Genomic DNA, 17,519 nt, shown 5'->3' on the forward strand with positions numbered 1-17,519 from the left:
CACACGAGGCTGCGTGGAATTCACCGGATGGTCGACCTGATCTGGAGAAAATTTAGTCCGTAGTCGAGATCAGTTCCCTGCACTACGATTCGTTGATCGTCGGCAGGACGGCCTGGAGGACGGGAAGGAAGCATGTCCACGCACAGCCCACTCAGAATCTCCTCGGCGAGCGGCAGAAGTCGACTGTTGCAGTCGCCCCTTCCGCTGCTCGACACCACGATGGACCAGCTCCGCACGTTGCTCGCCGTCCGCGAGGCAGGCACGGCGCTCGGCGCCGCCAGGACGCTCGGTCGGGAGCAGTCCAGCGTGCAGAAGCAGCTCGACACCCTGAACCGCAACTTCAGCAACCTGTGCGGTGAGCCGCTGGTGCTCAAGCAGGGGCGTGGCAAGGACGTGTTGTTCACCGACACCGGCGAGACCCTCGTGGAGATGGCCCGGCGCACCCTCGGCGGCTGGCTCGACGAGATCCACGAGTGCAGGCGCAGACTCGGCGGGACTCTGACGGTGGCCACCACGCGGTTCACCCTCCGGTATCTCGCCGACGCCGGGCAGTACGTCTCGGAGGAGTTCGATCGACGCGGCGTCGAGCTGAAGGTCGTGCACGTCCGCTCCGGGGACCTCTTCGGCAGGCTGCGAGCCAAACAGGTCGACCTGGTGTGCGGCAGCGTGGTGACCAGGACCGACGACGTCGACGAGCTGGCCGACTATGACGTCATGGAGTGGCGCCGCAGCGGATTGTCGCTGGTGACGAACCTGCCGCCCGCGTTGTTGCCGGGCCCGACGATGCGGACCAGTGAGCTGCCCACGCTCCCGCTGGTGACGCCGGTCGGCGGGCTGATCACGGACTTCCTGCGCGGCTGGTTCGGCGCGGACTATCGAGCGACGCTCGACATCTCGGCCGAGATCGACACGGTGCACTACGGATTCGAGCTGCTGCGTTCCGAGCTGAGTCGAGGCGCACTGCTGGTCACCAAGGGGATCGGGGAGGCCGCCGAGCAGGGGCGACTGCCGGAGGGCCAGGGGCTGCGGACCATCGAGCTGATCGACGACATCGCCCCGGGCTTACAGGTCCTCGCCGGGTTGTTCGCCCGTCGGGGCGAGCGCGCCGCACACCCGGTGGATCATCCGCTCAACCTGCTGTGGGAGGCGTTCGCGCAGCAGGACGCACGGTGGAAGCAGTCGCGCACCGTCGGCGTCGACGAGCAGGACGGCTGACCGGCGCTCGCGCACCCGCGCCCTCCTCGACGCGCGGGCGGACGAATGGAGCGGGACGTCGCGAGTCACCCCCGGACGGTCAGCGAGATCATGCCCGTGGCGTTCAGCCACCAGAGCGCCCCGAGCGTCAGGGCGAGCACGGACAGGATCGTCCACGCCGCCGGATGACCGAGGTTGAGCGTCCAGTAGACGCCGACCCGCCGATGCACCAGGAGCGCGGGATCGTGTCGGTTGACGTAGACCATGCCGCCGAGGAACCAGTTCCGATCGTCGTCGCGTTGTACAAGGCCGGCGTCCTCCGGCGCGTCGGTCTCCTCGGGCAGCCTGCTGCCGGATCTCTGTGGCAGCCTGCTGCCGAGTTCCCCCACTCGGACCATGAACACCACCCACGCCCCGACGGCGAGGACGACCACGGCGGCGATCAGGAGGATCGCGGGCAGGCCGGCAGGTAGCAGTTCCCACACGATGCTCGCGGCGACGAGCAGCGCTGTGTTCAGGCACGTCGTGGTGAACAGCAGAAGCCTGCCCACACCGGCGAGGTACACCCGGAAGCGCCGGGCGGAGTCGGCGGGCCGCTCCGCGTCGAGTTCCGGCCGCGCCCGCAGGATCAAAATCGTCAGGATGGTCGCCAACAGCGTGACGCCGGTCTGGAGAAGCACTGGCAGAAAGGCGGTAGACACCGACGCGGGCGTCCTGACAGCCGGGTCGGTGCCGAGGGAGCTCAGGTCGGGCAGGGTGGAGGGCAGCTCTGGGTAGCGCCAGAAGCCCAGCGCCGCAGTGCCCGCGACGAGCAGTAGAGCGGGGATGAGCCAGCCGACGGGAAACGAGACGGGCTCGGTGCGCAGCGTGGTGTCCGTGGTGACGCCCTGGTGCAGCTCGGCGTACCAGGCCCCGCGTCCTTTGGCCCGCCGGACTTCTCCCGAGGCGAGCAGATACAGCCCCAGATCGACGAGGCCGAGGACGGCGAGGATCTCGCCTGGCAGCGTCACGCCCCACAGAGTGGGCAGCAGCAGACCGAGCACGGCCAGCCCGCCCGCCAGCAGTACTCCGCGCTGGTAGCGGCGGCGCGTGCCGCGAATCGCGGGATCGGCGGCCCGCGCCGACGGCACTCGGATGCCGAAGGGCAGCGTCGGTCTGGCCAGGACAGGGATCGACCAGAAGACGCCGGTGACCAGCAGGACGTGCAGCGTGATCAGCAGTGTGTAGAGGGTCATGTCGTCGGGTCCTCCCGTCGGTTGTCGAAGTCGGCGAGCACCTCGGTGGACCGTTCGAGCACGTCCGCTGAGGTCAGGCCGTGGACCACTCCCTCGGCGAGGAGGGTCCGCAGGCGTCGCTGCCACTCCTCGGCGACCGAGGCCTCCGGCGGGCCGGAGCGGCCGTCGCGGCGGACGACGGCGCCGCTCTTGCGATTGACCCGGATGACCCCCTCCTGTCGGAGCAGGTCGTAGGCCTTGTTGACCGTGTGGAAATTGATCAGCAGATCGGCGGCCAGCTGCCTGGTGGAGGGCAGCGAGGCGCCTTCCACCAGGTTGCCCACGGCAACGGCCTCCACGACTCGATCCCGGATCTGCTGATAGATCGGCACCTCGCTGTCGAGGTCGATGGTGAGCTGCACCCCGTCATGCTATCTGTTATACATAATCTATAACAGATAGCGCGGTGTCGTCCAGCTGGGCGGTGTCCGGCGGTGATCGACGGCGCCCGTGTCCTTTCAGAGCAGGAGATCCCATGGCACGTTGTCCGGCAGGCGTCTCGCCTGTCCCACTTGGCAGGCACTCGACGAGCGGAGAAGGATCGATCGAGGTCACGGCCCTGACCAAGCGCTTCGGCTCGGTCACCGCCGTGTCCGACCTCAGCTTCCGCGTGGGCCCCGGCATGGTGACCGGCTTCCTCGGCCCCAATGGCGCGGGGAAGAGCACGACCATGCGCATGCTGCTCGGCCTGGTGCGTCCCGACGCAGGCCGGGCACTCATCGGCGGGCGGCGATACGCGGACCTGCCTCGACCGACCGCAGCGGTCGGCGCCGTCCTGGACTCGGCGGGCCTGCATCCGACGAGGACGGGCCGTGACCACCTGCTCCTCTACTGCACGATGGGCGGGCACCCCCGTGCGCGCGTGTCCGAGGTCCTCGATCTGCTGGGTATCGCCGAGGTGGCGGACCGGCCGACTCGCGGCTACTCCACCGGAATGCGACAACGGCTGAACCTGGCCGTCGCACTGCTCGGCGACCCGCACTTCCTGCTGCTCGACGAGCCGGGCAACGGATTGGACCCGGCCGGGGCCTCCTGGTTACGCGGACTCCTCCGCGAGCTGGCCGACGACGGCCGCACGATCCTCGTCTCGAGTCATGTCCTCGCCGAGGTGGCGCAGCTCGCCGATCGGGTCGTGGTCATCAAGTCGGGCAGGCTGGTGGCCGACGCGCCGACGGCCGAGCTCACCGCAGGCGCCACGCAGGCGATCCTCGTCCGATCCCCTGACGCCGAGGATCTCGCCCGCGCCGTCCTTGCCCGCCCGACCGGCGGTCCCGGTCTGCCCGCCGTGGCGCTGATGGGTCCGGACCAGCTGCGCGTCGAGGGGATGACCACCGCCGACCTCGCTGATCTCGTCGCCGAGCGCGGCCTGCGCGTCCACGAACTGACCAGGCAGACCGAGGACCTCGAACGAGTCTTCCTGCGACTGACCGCCGACGAGGAGCCGAACCGATGACCACGCTGATTCGCGCGGAGTTCCGCAGGTTGGGCTCTACGAGGCTGTGGATCTGGGGTCTGCTCGCCGCCGTGGCCTGCGGCGGCCTGACCGGCCTGATCGCCGTCGTCGGGCCGGAGAACTCGAGCCCGCCCCTGCCGGGGCTCGACACCCCCGACGGCGTCCTGCTCCTGCTCGGCCTCGCCGGGCTCACCACGTTCGTCCCCGCTCTGTTCGGCACCACGGCCATGGGTGCGGAGCACCGGCACCAGACGATCACGGCGACGTTCCTCTTCGCACCTCGCCGGTGGACGGTGCTGGTCGCGAAGCTCCTCGTCTACGCCACGGCGGGCCTGGCCTACGGGCTGGTCGTCGTCGCGACGGCCGTGCTCGGGCTCTACGCCGGGGCGGCGGTGCACGGCGTGAAACTGGGCCTCCCCGTCGGTGCCCTGACGGTGACGGGGCTGCGGATCGTCCTGGCGATGGCGCTCTTCACCGTGTTAGGCGTCGCCGTCGGCGCGCTGGTCGGCAACCAGCTGCTGGCGTTCGTGGTGGTGGGTGCCTGGTTCTACGCGGTGGAGAACCTGCTGCTGTTCGTTCCCGGTCTGAGCGCGGCCTATCCCTACCTGCCCGGCGGCGCGACGTCATCGCTGCTGGGATTCACCCTGCTCGCCGACCAAGCCGACGAACTCGCCGGGACCGGCGTGCGAATGCTCCCCGCCCAGCTCGCCGGACTGCTGTTACTCGGCTATCTCCTCATCGCCACGGTGACGGCGATTGCCCTGCCGCTGCGCCGCGACGTCGCCTGAACGCGGGAACAGGATCGCGCCGACCCGGTCCAGTGGTGGTGATCACGAGAAGACGATCACCACCCGGGCAGGGCCGGACTACCGTCGAGGCATGACTGAGAACGGGGCCGCCCCGCGCCGGATCGTGGTCGTCGGCTCGTCCGTGGCGGGGCTGACCGTCGTCGACACGGTGCGCAGGCACGGGTTCGACGGCGCGGTGACGCTGATCGGCGACGAGGTCCACCTGCCCTACGACCGCCCGCCGCTGTCCAAGCAGATCCTGGCGGGCGACTGGGCGCCCGAGCGTGTCCGGCTGCGGCAGCGGGAGGACCTGGACGGGCTCGACCTCGATCTCCGGCTCGGCGTCACCGCGACCGGGCTCGACCCGGAGCGGCGTCGCGTCGCCCTGTCCGACGGCGGTGCGGCCGCCTACGACCGACTGGTCATCGCCACGGGCGTCCAGCCCAGGCGGCTGCCCGAGACGGACGGGGTCCGGGGTGTGCACACCCTGCGCACCCTCGACGACGCCGTCGCCCTCCGGGCGGCTCTGCAACCGGACACCCGCCTGGTCGTCGTCGGAGCAGGCTTCCTCGGCACCGAGATCGCGGCCGCCGCACGCAGGCTGGGGGCCCGCGTGTGGCTGTTGGAGCCCGCCCCGACGCCGTTGGCCGCCGTCGTCGGCACCGAGATCGGCGGCTTCGTCGCGGAACTGCACCGTGAGCAGGGCGTCGACCTGCGCACCGGTCCCGCCGCCGCCGTACGTTCCCTGCGCGTCGAGGACGGGGCCGTGACCGGTGTCCGCACGGCCGACGGGGAGGTGCTACCCGCCGACGTCGTCGCCGTGGCGATCGGCTCGCGGCCCGCCGTCGACTGGCTCTCCGCCAGCGGCCTGCGCTGTGCGGACGGCGTGCACTGCGACGCGACCTGCTCGGCGGCTCCCGGCGTCTTCGCGGCGGGTGACGTGGCCCGCTGGTTCAACCCGCGCTACGGCACCGAGATGCGGGTCGAGCACCGCACCAACGCCTCCGAACAGGCGCGCTACGTCGCGGGCGCCGTGGTCGGGACCGAGACGCAGCCGTTCTCCCCGGTGCCCTACTTCTGGTCCGACCAGTACGACGTCAAGATCCAGTCGCACGGTCTGCTGCACGGACACGACGAGGTGCGGATCGTCGCGGGCTCGCTCCCCGACCGCCGGTTCATCGCGCTCTACCGCCGAGGCAGCCGCCTCTCGGGGGTGCTGGGCGTCGGGGACTTCCGCGCCCTGCGCCGTTGGCGGTCCACCCTGGACGCCGACATCGACTGGCACGACGCGCTCTCCGCAGGCTGAGGCGCGGCGCGGCTGATGCGCCGAGGTGGTGACGGCCGGCGGCGGGTGCACGGCAGGCCCAATGCGCAGCGGGACGATCGGGGGCGGGACCGGCGGCCGAGGCGGGGTGCGGGCTGAGCGAGCGTCGCCGCATCGTCTCTTCAGTTCGTCGCCGAAGTTCGTCGCCGAGCAGCGGCGTTCGACGGCGCGTCTGCCCGCCGTCGCCGCCGTCCGTCGCCGCGTCGTCCGCTGCCGTTCCGCCGCAGTCCGTCCATCGGCGGCGTCGAGCGGGTCGCTCCGGGGGCGAGTCGACTCTCGGGCGGTCGGGCCTGCGATCGCGGCTCGACGCCGGGCTGGCGCAGACCGCCAGGGCCGATACCGCCGTCGAGGCCCCGCGTGCGGCAGGTAGACTCCCCCGCATGGTCTCCGCTCACGCATTCTGCCGGCTTCGCGCCGCCTGAGAGGTCGGTCCGGATGGTCGCCGCCGTTCGCGCGGCTGACCCGGTGAACCGATCTCCTGTTGGTCGTCGACACGACGACACCTGACACCGCCGAACCCGCTCGTGCCGAGCGGTTCTGCCGTGCTCCGACGGGCCGTCGTCCGTGCGGTGCCCGCCTTCGCGGCGGCCTGCCGGATCGCGACCGCGTCGTCCACTGGTGCTCGCTCATCTCGAACGACCCCTGCGTACGGACGTGCCGACTCTCGTCCGTCGCAGCACCCTCTCCCATCGCCTTCCCGACGAATGCGCGTCGGTTATCCGGGATGTTCGACGCATCCCGAGAGAGACAGGACTGACCATGGCTCCGAACTCCAAGCCCCCGACGGCCGAGTCTGCGGCGACGCCGCAGGATCCGACGTCGGTGCCTCCCACTCCGCAGGCAGGCGGTGCTCCGACCTTCGTGCTGGTGCACGGGTCCGGGTCGAACTCCTTCATGTGGGCTCCGATCCAACGTGAACTGGCGCTGCTCGGACACCGCAGCCACGCGGTCGACCTGCCGGGCCACGGCTTCGACGCGCACTACTCAGCCGCCTATCAGGCCCCGCAGGATCTCGACGCCTGGGCGGCCGAGCCGTCGAACCTGGCGGGAGTGACCCTCGCCGACAACGTGGCGGAGGTTCTCGACGTCGCCAGGACGGTCGGCAGGCACGGCCCGGTGGTGCTCGTCGGCGCCAGCCTCGGCGGCCTGACGATCAGCGGCGTGGCGGACCGCGCGCCCGAGCTGATCAGCAGGCTGGTCTACATCTCCGCCTGGAGTTGTGTGCAGCGGGCCAACCCCATCGAGTACATGCAGGAACCGGAGTTCGCCGAGAACCTGCTGGCGCCGCTGGCCGCGCTCAACGTCGGCGACCCCGGTGTGCTCGGGGTGGGGCGGGCGAACTACCGCAGCGGCGATCCCGAGCTGCTGGCCGCGCTCAAGGCGGCCGTGCTGGCCGATGTGGACGACGCGAGCTTCCTCGCGTTCCTCAACATCCTCCAGCCCGACGAGTCCCTGGCGGTGATGACGGCGGACGCGACCGTCAAGGCCGAGACCTGGGGCACCGTTGCGCGCAGCTACCTGCGACTGACCGGTGACCGGTCGCTGCCGATCGCGATGCAGGATCGGCTGATCGCCGAGGCCGATGCCCTCACCCCGGACAACCCCTACGACGTGCACACGTTGGACACCTCGCACGTCGGATTCCTGTATCGGGCTCGGGAGGTGGCGGCACTGCTCGCCGGGCTCGCGCTCTAGCCCCGATTCGTCGCCCGCCTGCCGTCGACCGATGGTCGCGGTCCGGCGGGCGGCGGTTCGGCGCTTCGGTGAACTCCGTCGGTGAACTCTGTCGGAAATGCCGGAATCCCGACATTATGCTCCTGATCCGTCGGCGGCGATGTCCGGCGACCCGCACGAAGGCGTGAACCAGTGATTTCACCCGTTCGTAGCGCGTCGTGGTGCTACCCTGGGCCTCGCGTTGCCGATCTTGATCACTGGTAATCAATGGCGGTCAGGCACCGGGAAAGTGATCTGCCGTTAATACTGCCGGAACGTCGAGATGATGAATATTCATAGATTGTAAGCAGTCGTCCTGTCGGACGTCCGGCGCCCTGGGGGAGATGGGGTTGCGGATATCGGCAGCGGCGACCTGGTGTCTGCTGTCGGCCGGGTCCAGCGTGGAACGGGAATTCGTGATCGGGGGATCATGTATTTTCAACTGTTAGGCGAGACGCAGTTCTGGCGGGGTGGACAGGAGGTCAGAATCGGACCGCAGCAGCGTCGGCTGCTGCTCGCCGTGCTGCTGCTCAACGCCAATGAGTCGGTGCATCGTGAGCGGATCTTCCAGCTCCTGTGGGGTGATCCGCTCCCGCGTTCGGCCACCGGATCCCTGCAGGCGCACGTGTCGCGACTGCGGGCGGCGCTCGGGCTGGACCGGGGGCACGCCGCCTCCTGCGGGGTCGCCCTGCGGACCGTGGGCGCCGGTTACCTGATCACCGTGCCTGGCGAGCACGTCGACGCCCACCGCTTCGAGGCGATGGTCAGCCGTGCGCAGTCCTCCGATGCCGCCGAGGCGTTGGCGTTGTACGGGCAGGCGCTCGACCTCTGGCGCGGCCCGCCGTTGTCGGACATCACCAACGAGCGGGCGCGGATGGAACTCTGCCTGCCGTTGGAGGAACGCAGGCTCGACGTGCTCACCGACCAGATCGACCTCAGGATCGAACTGGGTGCCTGGTCGGGCCTGATCGCGGAGCTGACGGCGTTGTCGTCGAGATTTCCCGGCAGGCCGCGGTTCGCCGCTCAGCTCATGATCCTGCTGTATCGCGGCGGGCGTACCGCAGATGCGTTGGAGGTATTCCGGCGGGTCCGTGAATTAATGGACCGGGAGTTCGGACTTGATCCGCCGGGTCGGCTCTCCTGGCTGGAGACTGCGATTCTGCGAAACGATCCAGTGCTGCAGGAAGACAGGTTTGTGATCGGCGGTCGATATTGGGGTACGGCAGTAGATCAGGACGGCTGTCGGCCGATGCAAGGTGCAGACAAGAACTTCGCAAGCCGTCGCACTTAGATTGACCGCAGCCCGGAAGCGACGTGGTGCAGCCGAATGTCTTCTGGGTTGAAGGGTTACCGATCCGGTCTGAAGGAGGAGAACCTCATGAACCGTGAACCGATGGTGACGGAGTCGCTCGGATCGTACGAGCCGCCTGCGTTGGAGGAGGTCGGCATCTTCGACGAGGTGACGCTGGGCCGTCCGTCGTGGGGATTCGAGGCCGACTGGTCTTGCGTCATGGTCTGCTGATCAATCCGGTACGAGGCGAACACGGTCGAGTGCGGCCGTGCCGACGGGCGCAGGCGCGTCGGCGCGGCCCGTGCTGTGCCCGGGTCGAGACCGGCGGACCGGTTCGAGGCGACGCAGGCCGAGATCGGCAGGACGCTTCACGATGCGGCGGCCGTCGAGTCCGGCAGTCCGGACATCCGGCAGGACGGCCCCGGCGGGCTACCGGAATCACATTGCCTGCACCCGCGAAACCTCTCACCTCGGCCGACGTCGGACGGCCGAGGTAGCAGACGCAGTCCCAGCAGCGGCGGTCCGACGACGACCGGAACGGGGAGAACGGCATGGAGTTCCTGATCTTTCCGGACTGCCCGCAAGGGGCTGCCGTCGCCGAGACGGTCGCGGTGGGACCGGGCCGCAGGCTGATTCCGCATTCGTCCGGCCGGCCCTGGATCGTCGGCGCGTGGGCGGACGATGAGGTCTGCTGGGCCTCGGCCGGGTCTCGCCGCGTCGCGATCCTCGGTGTCTCCTCGGCGACCACACCGGACCTCGCCGCGAGGCTGGACCGGCCCGGCGGCGTCGATCTCGACCGGCTCCGCCGCGCGTCGGCAGGCAGCTTCCACCTGGTCGCATCGATCGACGGACGGGTGCAGGCACAGGGCACACTGTCCTCGGCCCGGCAGATCTTCCACACCAGGGTCCGGGGGGTCGTCGTGGCGGCCGACCGACCGCAGAGACTGGCCGCGTTGACGGGCGCCGACGTCGTCGACGAGCTGCTAGCCCTCCAGCTCGTCTCGCCCTTCGCACCATGGCCGTTGAACGACCGCTGTCTCTGGCGCGATGTCGAGGCACTGGCCGTGGGCTGCCGACTTGAACTGGACAATCGTGGTGTCGGGCGGACCGTGCGCTGGTGGACATCGCCACCACCGGACGTCTCGCTTGCCGAGGCCGCAGAACGGGTGGGCGCGGCACTCCACGACGCGGTGGCTGCACGCACCGGGACGAAGCGGTCGCTCAGCACCGATCTCTCCGGCGGGATGGACTCGACCAGTGTCTCCTTCCTCGCCGCCCGGCGGGTCGACCACTTCGTGACGACCCGGTGGGAGGCGGCGAACCCGGACGACGAGGACCAGTCCTGGGCGGCCCGGGCCGCCGCCTCGATTCCCCAGGCGAACCACGTCCTGCTCGGCAGGGCCGAGACCCCGATGAACTTTGCCGGGCTCGCAAGGTTCGATGCCGACGCCGAGGCGCCGTTCGCCTGGATCCGCACCAGGAGCAGGCTGGAACACCAGGCTCGACGGCTGGCCGCGCTCGGCTCGACCATGCATCTGACCGGACACGGCGGCGACGAACTGTTCTTCCCCACCCCGCCGCACCTGCACGCGCTCCTGCGCAGCGAGCCGTTGACCTCGATGCGATACCTGCGGGGCTATCGGTCGATGTACCGCTGGCCCGTGCGGTCCATGGTGACCGGCATCGCCCGCAACCCCAGCTTCGCCCGATGGCTGGCGGCCGCCGGTGCCACCCTCACCAAGCCCATCCAACAGATGCAGCGTGACCCGGACTTCGGTTGGGCCAGCCGGTTCCTGACCCCGCCGTGGATTTCGCCCGCGGGCGTGGACGCCGTGCGCGGGCTGCTTCGGACGACCGCGGCAGAAGACCCGGAGCCGATCTGTCCGCTGCGCCCCCAGCACGCGACGATGCAGGACGTCCGGAAGTGCGGCGAGTCCATCCGCCGGGTCGACCGCCTCACCTCCCGGTCCGGGGTGAGCTGGCAGGCGCCGTTCGTCGACGATCACGTCGTCGAGGCCTCGCTCGCGGTTCGGCTCGCCGAGTCGGCCACCCCCTACCGCTACAAGCCGGTGCTCGCCGCCGCGATGCGGGGTGTGGTCCCCGCCGAACTGCTGGGCCGGGGCACGAAGTCCGAGTACAGCGCCGACGCCTACACCGGTCTCCGGGCGTGCCGGAACGACCTGATCGACCTCTGCGACGACATGATCCTCGCCCGGCGCGGGCTGGTCGACGTCGACGCTTTCCGCTCGGCCCTGCTCGGTATGCACACCCTGTCGGCCGGGCTCAGCCTCGTCGTCGCGACGCTGGCCTGCGAGACGTGGCTGCGATCGTTGTCCGCCGGCGCGCAGGCCACGACTCTGACCGGAGGAACCCGATGACCTTCACCCTCACCCCGGACGTCTCCATGACCGACGTCGGCAACGGCATGGTGCTGCTGGACGAACGGGGCGGCCGATACTTCCAGCTCAACGAGACCGGCGCGGTCGTGTTGCGCAGAATCCTGGCGGGCGTCGCCGTGGACGAGGTGGTCGCCGAACTGTGCGCGCAGCACCCCGGCGCTGCGGGCCGAGTCGCCGCCGACGTCAGCGGGATCATCGACTCGCTGTGTGCCGCGAAGGTGGTCGTCCGATGACCATGCCCGTGATGCTCGAGCCCTCGGTGCGCGTCTCCTGGCGCCGCCGACTGGTCGCCAGGTTCGCCGTCGCGGCGGCGTGGCCCTTGATCCGGCTGTCCCCGCGTCGCCTCCGATCGGTGCTCCGCGTGCTCCGACGCGGTGCCCGCCCGTCCACCGCCGAGCAGGTCCTGGCGGCGCGAGACGCCGTTGTCTCGGTCAGCGTGCGCTGCGCGGGGCAGGGCTGTCTGCAACGGTCCGTCGCGGTGGTGCTGCTGGCCCGCCTGGGCGGCCGGTGGGCCGACTGGTGCACGGGAGTGTGCATCGAGCCGTTCCGCGCCCATGCGTGGGTGGAGGTGGACGGCACGCCGATCGGCGAACGCAACGACATCAAGGCCTATCGCACGGTGATGTCCGTTCCACTGCGGTGACCCGGCGGCGGGCCGCTCGCCGAGTGGACCCGAACGAAGGAGAGGACGCGCTCCATGACGAACTATCTGCTGATCGCGGACCGGTGTCTGATCGCCGTTGTCTTCGGCGTCGCGTTTTTCAGCAAGGTGCGCGGTGTGGCGGCGTTCCAGCAGTTCGCGGGCACGATCCGGACGCTCACGAAGTTCCGGCAGCCCGTCACGACGAGCATCGCCGTGCTGGTCGTGGCGGGGGAGGCCACGGCGATGATCCTGGTGGCGCTGCCCGGCACCGTCCGGCTCGGCTTCGCCATGGCCGCCGGTCTGCTCGCCGTGTTCATCGCGGTGGTGTTCCGGGCGATCCAGGTCGGCGTCCTCGCGGAGTGCCGCTGCTTCGGGCGCGGCTCGGTGATGAGCGGCGCGATGATCCTCCGGAACGTGCTGCTCATGGCTGCGGCCGTCACCGGCATCGCGCTGGCTCCCGGCGGGCAGGCCGCCGATCTCGGACTCCTCGTCATCGCCGTCGCGGCGGGAGTGGCGGTCGCGGTGTTCTTCATTCGCTATTACGACGCGCTGGTACGAGTGGTGCTCGGGCGGATGGCGCCGCAGGTCGAGGCGTGACCGTGCCCGAGACGATGATCGAGGCCGTCGACCTCGGAAAGCGGTTCGGCGCCGTGACCGCCCTGGCCGAGGTGAACCTCGCCGTGCCGCGCGGATCGGTGCTCGGCCTGCTGGGGCACAACGGCGCGGGGAAGACGACGCTGGTCAACATCTTCGGCACCCTGGCCCATCCCAGCTCCGGGTCCGCGCGGATCGCCGGGCTCGACGTGGTCGATCAGGCCGCCAAGGTCCGCAGCCTGATCGGACTGACCGGCCAGTTCGCCGCGCTGGACGAGAAGATCTCCGGGCTGGACAACCTCGTCATGATCGGACGCCTGCTGGGCGCAGGCCGCCGAGAGGCCCGACGCCGAGCCGACGAGCTGGTGGAGTTGTTCGACCTCACGGCGGTCGGGACGAGGCTGGCCCGGACCTACTCGGGCGGGATGCGTCGTCGCCTCGACCTGGCACTCGGGCTGGTGGGACGTCCTGAGGTCATCGTGCTCGACGAGCCGACCAGCGGCATGGACCCGACGAGCAGGCTCGGTCTCTGGCAGACCGTGCAGGAGATGGCCCGCAACGGCAGCACGGTGCTGTTGACCACCCAGCATCTGGACGAGGCCGACCGGCTCGCCGACGTGATCACCGTCCTCTCCGGCGGTCGGGTCGTGGCCACCGGCACGCCTGCGGAGCTGAAGGCTCGGGTGGGCAGGCGCGCCGTCACCGTACGGCTGCCCGCACCCGAGATGACCAGGGCCGTGGCCGCGCTGCGGGTCGCCGGCCTGCACCCGGTCCGAGGGGAGGAGCCCGGCACCGGACTCACGGTCGCGGTCGAGGCCGCCCGTGAGATCACTGCCGTGGTGCGTGCCCTCGACGCGGCGGGCATCGAGGCGGAGGAGCTGGGGCTGACCGAGCCGGGGCTGGACGAGGTCTACCTCTTCGTCATGAACAACGGCGTCGCGCATTCCAGTTGACTCGATCAGGGGAGGTCCGGCGATGCCGGTCGACTCGACAGGCGAGGTGGACTCGCCGAGTGCAGGAAACCCGACCGGTCCGCCGCGCACGGTGAGCGTGCGCCCCTCGGACACCATCGGTCGGACGGGCGGCGCGGCGGGCCCTGCGCTGCGGGGGACGTCGATCCGTGGTCAGGTCCTCATCCTGGCAGGCCGGTCGCTGCGTGCGGTGCTGCGCGATCCACGACTGATCCTGGCCAATCTGCTGGCACCGCTGCTGATGCTGGTGGTGTTCAGCCAGATCTTCGGCAGTGTGGCGCAGACGCCGAGCTTCCCGGCCGACACGAACTACGTCGACTTCCTGGTGCCCGCGATCCTGATCAACGCGACGCTGCAGGCGGCGATCAGCAGCGCCTTCGGCCTGGCCGACGACATGACCTCCGGCATCGTCTCGCGATTCCGTTCGCTGCCGGTCTGGCCGGGTTCCATCCTGCTGGCGAGGAGTCTCGCCGATCTGGTCCGCAGCGCGGTGCAGCTGTTGCTGATCCTGATCCTGGCCGCCGCACTGCTGGGATTTCGGCCGCCCGGCGGGATACCGGGCACGATCGCGGCCTGGGGACTCGCGCTGGCGGTGGGCACCGGACTCGGCTGGATCTTCATCGCCGTCGCCTGCCGGGTGCGCGACGTCGAACTCATGCAGGGCACGGCCACCCTGCTCACCTTCCCCCTGATGTTCTGCTCGAACGCCTTCATCCCGTCCGAGGGTCTGCCGGGCTGGCTGCGCACCGCCGCCGAGATCAATCCGATGTCCTACGGCATCGACGCGGCCCGTGCCCTGGTCCTCGACCGTCCGGTCGGCAGCGGTGCGATCACGGCGATCGTCATCAGCGTCGTGGTCGGCGTCCTGGCGGGCGTGATCGCCGTTCGGGGCTTCCGGCGTCCCCTGTGAACAGGGCCCCGATCGGCCCCCCGTGATCAGACGCCCGTGATCGGGGTGGACTCCGGCAGTGCCTTCGCTGCATCGAGCGGTCGGCGCGTGTGTCGCCGTTGGACGGGGCCGCGAGCGTCGACCGGGCGTGCTGCTCGCCTGCGGTCGGCGCCCCGCCGCGTGGCGCCCTGTCCTCTGCGCAGGCCGACGGCACGGAACCTGAGAATCTCCACGCCGGGCAGGCACCATCGCGCGGAGGTTCGTCCTCCGTGGACGGACTCTGGCGATCAGGGCGGCGAGGGGCCGAGACGACGACTCGGTGCCGATCCGGCGCGTCGAGCCGCCATCCCGTCGGCGAGGCCCGACGCCGACCGAGCCTCAGAGCCTGTCTTCAATCCCCAGTTTCCTGTTGCGCGAGGCAGGCGGCGGCGATCTGCGGCGTTGTCGTCAGTCAACATCACTCCGTTATGTCTCTTTCCTCCGCCTGGCAGCTCATCCACGCTGATCCCCGCTCACGACTCCAGGGGGATCACAGACAGGCTCTCAGACCGTGACGGCGGCCCGGTCGAGCGCAAAGGCCTCGGCCAGCAGGCCGTAGGACCGGAGGCGATCTTCGTGCCCCGCGACCTGGGTGGTGACCATCAGTTCGTCGGCGCCCGACGTGGCGATCAGCTGGTCGAGCCCGGCCCGAACCGTCTCCGGCGAGCCGACGAAGCGGGCCGCGCTCTGCTGCGCGACCAGGGCCAGGTCATCTGCCGTGTAAGGGTAGTCGGCGGCCTCCTGCGGGGAGGGCAGCGGCCGGTCGCGGTCGCCGTTGCGCAGGCGCACGTAGAGCAGCGAGGCAGGCGCGGCAAGGCGGCGGGCCGCCTCGTCCGTCTCGGCACACACCGCTCCCACCGAGATCACGGTGCGCGGCGCCGGGAGCAGGCCGGTCGACCGGAACGCCGACCGGTAGACCTCCAACGACGGTCGGGCGTGCTGCGGATTGATGTGGTGGGCGTAGGCGAACGGGAGCCCGAGCATGCCCGCCAGCGCAGCGCTGCGCCTGCTGACGCCAAGCAGCCACGGTTGCGGCCTGCTGTCGCGGGCGGGGACGGCCGAGACCACCCGCTCGCCGTCGCCGCCTCGTCGATCGCCGAAGTTCCGGAGCAGCTCGCCGAGCTGTGCGGGGAAGTCCTCGACCTCGGGTCGGCGCAGCGCCGCCCCCGTTGCAGGGTCTGCGGCGGGGGCTCGACCGATGCCAAGGTCGATCCGACCGGGATGCAGCGCCTCCAGCGTTCCGAACTGCTCCGCGACCACCAACGGCGGGTGATTGGGCAGCATCACGCCGCCGGAGCCGACTCGGAGCGTGGTCGTGACTCCCGCCACGGCGGCGATCAGCACCGCAGGCGAGCAGCTGGCGACGCTCGCGACGTTGTGGTGCTCGGCGAACCAATACCGGTGATAGCCGAGTGCCTCGACCTCGCGGGCCAGCCGGACGCTGTCGCGCAGCGCCTCGGCGGGGGAGGAATCCGCGCCGACCGGGGCGAGATCGAGTACGGAGAGGGGGACTGGCGCCGATGTCATGACTTCCCTTTCACCCGGATGATCGAACGCGGAGACCGGAGAGTTCCCGGGACGCTATGACATCTCGCCTGCCTGCTTCTTGCTCCCGGCTTGCCTCCCCCGCGTGCCGTCGTGTTCCGTTCGGTCCCGATCCGCCGTCGTCCGGGGAGAACCTCCTGCCGCACCGGCAGCCGCCGTGAGGACACGACGCCGCCGATCCTCAGACGCGCGATGGCGGCAGAGCCTCGTCGACAGGCAAGCCCGAGACAAGGGCCGCGCAACCCGCACCGCTTATCGTCGAGTGACGTATATCGAAGTCTGCCGACCGGACACCTGACCAGGAAGGCGCCCGTCATGATCGCGGAGTTCCCGAAGACGGCGGCGAAGACGACAGTCGAGCGGCCGACCGGATTCCGGCAGGCGGTCCTGCGGGAGCGACTCCGCAGCCGAAACCGGTCTCGACCGATCGGATGCCCGCTGATCGCGCGGAAGGCGAGCGACCCTCGGCGACTCGTGACCTCCGGAGCACGTCGGGAGTGGTGGTCTCCGCGCCTCGCCCGCCCTGACGATCTCGCGCGCTCGCCCGGCCCGCTGTCCTCGATGTCGCCCGCCGATGGGTGAGCGCCGAAGCGGGATGCGATTCCGTGTTCTCGGCCCGTTCACCGTGTCCACCGCCGACGGCAGGGCGGTGGTCCTCGGCGGCGAGAAGCCGCGCACCATGCTGGCGGCGCTGCTCCTGGCCGACGGCCGGATCATGACCGACGACCTGCTGATCGAGGTGCTGTGGGGCGGGCGTCCGCCTGCGACGGTGCGGGCCCAGCTGCACACCTACGCCTCCCGCCTCCGCGCGGCCTTGGCACCCGAGGCGAGGCTGGTCCGATGCGGCGCAGGCTACCTGCTGGACATCGGCGACCGGCGCTCCGACGCCGAGGACTTCGCTCGGCTGAGTCGCCTCGGGCAAAGCGAACTGGCCGAGGGGCGACCCTCCTCGGCGGTGGGCTGGCTGCATGCGGCATTGGGCCTCTGGAGAGGTCCGGCGTTGGCCGACGTCACCGAGGCGCTGCGGGATCTCGAGACGCCCAGGCTGGAGGAGATGCGGCTGGCCGCGCTGGAGGATCGGATCGAGGCACGCCTGGCCCTCGGTGAGCACTCGCATGTCGTGCCGGAGCTGGTCGAGCTGGTCGCCCGCTGTCCGCTGCGGGAGCGCCTGCGTGCCCAGCTCATGACCGCCTTGCAGCGCAGCAACCGTCGCGCAGACGCGCTGGGCGTGTACGGACAGGGGCGGCTGATCCTGGATCGGGAACTCGGCATCGGTCCCGGCACGGTACTGCGCGACGCCTACCGTCGGGTGGTCCGAGTCGACGGTGCCTCGGCCGCCGACCACTAGCGGCCTCGGCGACGCACCGGCCGGGCCCGCCGTGTCGCGGTCCCTGGCGGTGCG

The 17,519-nt window shown here is 70.4% G+C and carries 17 protein-coding genes; 14 read left to right on the plus strand and 3 right to left on the minus strand.

Features of this window, described 5'->3' with window-relative positions; all coding sequences use genetic code 11:
• The first annotated feature begins 186 nt into the window (after window positions 1-186).
• Window positions 187-1,215, plus strand: coding sequence for a LysR family transcriptional regulator (locus tag UA74_RS07745; protein WP_404799965.1), 1,029 nt, complete (start codon window positions 187-189; stop codon window positions 1,213-1,215).
• Window positions 1,216-1,280: 65 nt separating this feature from the next.
• Here the strand turns inward: UA74_RS07745 and UA74_RS07750 are convergent, their stop codons facing one another.
• Both UA74_RS07750 and UA74_RS07755 read right to left on the minus strand, forming a co-directional pair.
• Window positions 1,281-2,429, minus strand: a complete 1,149-nt coding sequence (locus UA74_RS07750; protein ID WP_075739666.1) for a DUF1648 domain-containing protein — start codon at window positions 2,427-2,429, stop codon at window positions 1,281-1,283.
• Window positions 2,426-2,830 (minus strand): GntR family transcriptional regulator, encoded by a 405-nt coding sequence (locus UA74_RS07755; RefSeq protein WP_075739667.1) that lies wholly within the window; start codon window positions 2,828-2,830, stop codon window positions 2,426-2,428. The genes UA74_RS07750 and UA74_RS07755 overlap by 4 nt, the downstream gene beginning before the upstream one ends.
• 113 nt (window positions 2,831-2,943) lie before the next feature.
• Between UA74_RS07755 and UA74_RS07760 the strand changes: the two genes are divergently transcribed.
• The 12 genes from UA74_RS07760 (at window position 2,944) to UA74_RS07820 (ending at window position 14,554) form a co-directional block, all read left to right on the plus strand.
• Window positions 2,944-3,921 carry an ABC transporter ATP-binding protein gene (locus UA74_RS07760; protein ID WP_083683009.1) on the plus strand — a complete coding sequence of 326 codons (978 nt, stop codon included), beginning with the start codon at window positions 2,944-2,946 and terminating at the stop codon, window positions 3,919-3,921.
• Window positions 3,918-4,709, plus strand: a complete 792-nt coding sequence (locus UA74_RS07765) for an ABC transporter permease (protein ID WP_075739668.1) — start codon at window positions 3,918-3,920, stop codon at window positions 4,707-4,709. Before UA74_RS07760 ends, UA74_RS07765 begins: the two co-directional genes overlap by 4 nt.
• 91 nt (window positions 4,710-4,800) lie before the next feature.
• Window positions 4,801-6,015, plus strand: a complete 1,215-nt coding sequence (locus tag UA74_RS07770; protein ID WP_075739669.1) for an NAD(P)/FAD-dependent oxidoreductase — start codon at window positions 4,801-4,803, stop codon at window positions 6,013-6,015.
• Between the two features lie 777 nt (window positions 6,016-6,792).
• Complete coding sequence (locus tag UA74_RS07780; protein WP_083683010.1) at window positions 6,793-7,728, plus strand: alpha/beta fold hydrolase; 936 nt, start codon at window positions 6,793-6,795, stop codon at window positions 7,726-7,728.
• A gap of 448 nt (window positions 7,729-8,176) precedes the next feature.
• Entirely contained in the window at window positions 8,177-9,037 is an 861-nt protein-coding gene (locus UA74_RS07785; protein ID WP_075739671.1) for an AfsR/SARP family transcriptional regulator, read from the plus strand.
• 87 nt (window positions 9,038-9,124) lie between these two features.
• Window positions 9,125-9,268 (plus strand): lasso RiPP family leader peptide-containing protein, encoded by a 144-nt coding sequence (locus UA74_RS07790; RefSeq protein WP_157434053.1) that lies wholly within the window; start codon window positions 9,125-9,127, stop codon window positions 9,266-9,268.
• A 320-nt stretch (window positions 9,269-9,588) separates the two neighbouring features.
• Window positions 9,589-11,415, plus strand: a complete 1,827-nt coding sequence (locus UA74_RS07795; protein ID WP_075764129.1) for an asparagine synthase-related protein — start codon at window positions 9,589-9,591, stop codon at window positions 11,413-11,415.
• A complete protein-coding gene (locus UA74_RS07800; protein ID WP_075739674.1) occupies window positions 11,412-11,669 on the plus strand; it encodes a lasso peptide biosynthesis PqqD family chaperone in 258 nt (85 codons plus the stop codon). The genes UA74_RS07795 and UA74_RS07800 overlap by 4 nt, the downstream gene beginning before the upstream one ends.
• Complete coding sequence (locus tag UA74_RS07805; RefSeq protein WP_075739675.1) at window positions 11,666-12,079, plus strand: lasso peptide biosynthesis B2 protein; 414 nt, start codon at window positions 11,666-11,668, stop codon at window positions 12,077-12,079. The genes UA74_RS07800 and UA74_RS07805 overlap by 4 nt, the downstream gene beginning before the upstream one ends.
• A gap of 54 nt (window positions 12,080-12,133) precedes the next feature.
• Window positions 12,134-12,676 carry a MauE/DoxX family redox-associated membrane protein gene (locus UA74_RS07810; protein ID WP_075739676.1) on the plus strand — a complete coding sequence of 181 codons (543 nt, stop codon included), beginning with the start codon at window positions 12,134-12,136 and terminating at the stop codon, window positions 12,674-12,676.
• Complete coding sequence (locus tag UA74_RS07815; RefSeq protein WP_318533293.1) at window positions 12,673-13,626, plus strand: ATP-binding cassette domain-containing protein; 954 nt, start codon at window positions 12,673-12,675, stop codon at window positions 13,624-13,626. The genes UA74_RS07810 and UA74_RS07815 overlap by 4 nt, the downstream gene beginning before the upstream one ends.
• 22 nt (window positions 13,627-13,648) lie before the next feature.
• Complete coding sequence (locus UA74_RS07820) at window positions 13,649-14,554, plus strand: ABC transporter permease (protein ID WP_083683011.1); 906 nt, start codon at window positions 13,649-13,651, stop codon at window positions 14,552-14,554.
• Between the two features lie 522 nt (window positions 14,555-15,076).
• Here the strand turns inward: UA74_RS07820 and UA74_RS07830 are convergent.
• Window positions 15,077-16,099 (minus strand): LLM class flavin-dependent oxidoreductase, encoded by a 1,023-nt coding sequence (locus UA74_RS07830; protein WP_075739678.1) that lies wholly within the window; start codon window positions 16,097-16,099, stop codon window positions 15,077-15,079.
• A 592-nt stretch (window positions 16,100-16,691) separates the two neighbouring features.
• Between UA74_RS07830 and UA74_RS07840 the strand changes: the two genes are divergently transcribed.
• The gene (locus UA74_RS07840) at window positions 16,692-17,465 is read left to right on the plus strand and encodes an AfsR/SARP family transcriptional regulator (RefSeq protein WP_232237668.1); all 774 of its coding nucleotides are present in this window, start codon (window positions 16,692-16,694) and stop codon (window positions 17,463-17,465) included.
• The last annotated feature ends 54 nt before the right edge of the window (window positions 17,466-17,519 follow it).

It is taken from the genome of Actinoalloteichus fjordicus (genome assembly GCF_001941625.1).
In the GTDB taxonomy this organism is placed as follows: Bacteria; Actinomycetota; Actinomycetes; order Mycobacteriales; family Pseudonocardiaceae; genus Actinoalloteichus_A; species Actinoalloteichus_A fjordicus.